This window comes from Oleiphilus sp. HI0123, assembly GCF_001635315.1.
In genome coordinates, this window is sequence record NZ_LWGE01001695.1 from 1 (window position 1) to 1,176 (window position 1,176).

At 37.5% G+C, this 1,176-nt stretch carries 2 protein-coding genes; both read right to left on the reverse strand.

What is annotated here, in order from left to right:
* Nucleotides 1-934 (reverse strand): DNA phosphorothioation-dependent restriction protein DptG (dptG, locus tag A3761_RS22950; protein WP_068750964.1); only part of this gene is annotated, 934 nt, incomplete at its 3' end.
* Between the two features lies 1 nt (nucleotide 935).
* On the reverse strand, nucleotides 936-1,176 hold a 241-nt coding region (gene dptF, locus A3761_RS22955), incomplete at its 5' end, for a DNA phosphorothioation-dependent restriction protein DptF (RefSeq protein ID WP_156492049.1).

Here is a 1,176-nt window from a genome sequence, read left to right on the forward strand (position 1 = left end):
CCAAAGCAGGGCTATCTTCTTCTGATAACTTAGATGCAAACTCCCATAAAGGCAGTCTATGCTCATTGGCATCAATATTCGGGTCTTGTAATCCTTCTGACATAGTTAAATATGGAAATAAGTTTTCAAGTAATATTGAAACCCGTTGATGACCGTTTTTGACGAGATCAGTTCGCTCCTTACTCGCAGTCTCGTTTTCCATAATGAAATACAGTGGTTTGGAATCCGGTTCACTTAACGAACGCCACCCTTTGATATTTAGAGCTAGTTGAGCTGTATATAAATACCCATACAGTTTTAGAAGATCTTCTAATTTTTCCAAAAGGTATTTGGGTCGATCAGCCAAGAATTTAAGGTCAGTTCTGAACAGATGAGTCAAAAATGGTAAATAGGGCTTTTCGTAAACCCCTTTTGAAACTCGCCTATCGGTAAAATCTTCAAGCACCTTAGGATCACGCAAAGAATCTACAACCTGTTGTTCGAGAAAGTTGCGTTGGATACGAATAGGGTTCTTCAAATAAAACCCACCCATTAGACTTGAATATAGGTCACCTAATCTATTTTTGGGGTTACTTGCTTTCAACGAAGTAATCTTGAACAACAAACTTTCAGGAGCAACATCAAAGAACGCATCATTGGCAAAGTACATTTTTTCTAAGTATGGCCACAGATCCTCTTCATCGATACGCTTTAAAAAGTCATCCCGACAAATTTCTCGGAACTGAGCAAAACTTTGATCCTGTTTACTCCCATCTTCACCTTCTATCGGCTTAGTTAAAGCTGGTGAAACAATCTTTCGGTACATGTTTCGAACAACTATGCCCTTAGCAATCTCCCAATCGAAAGAATCTTCACTATTACTTGTTCTAACGGGAAAGTAGCCATTTAGAGAGTTAATATTGGTAACTGTGAGATCTTTTTTAAGTATCGACATCTTATAACCCACTCACTCTAATTTCGTTGTCTGAATTTTCTTTTAGTTTGAGACGCTCATCTCCAGAATATAAGAAAAGTACTTTTGACAGACTGGCCATTCTTGTAATTTTGACGACAAGTTCATCCAGCAAAACAATACTATTTTTGTCATGTTTGTTTGGTCGATAGCCCAAACAAATATCTAACATTAATGACAGCAAATTCACGCTTACAGGTATGGGAGCTAAAGTATGTTCATTT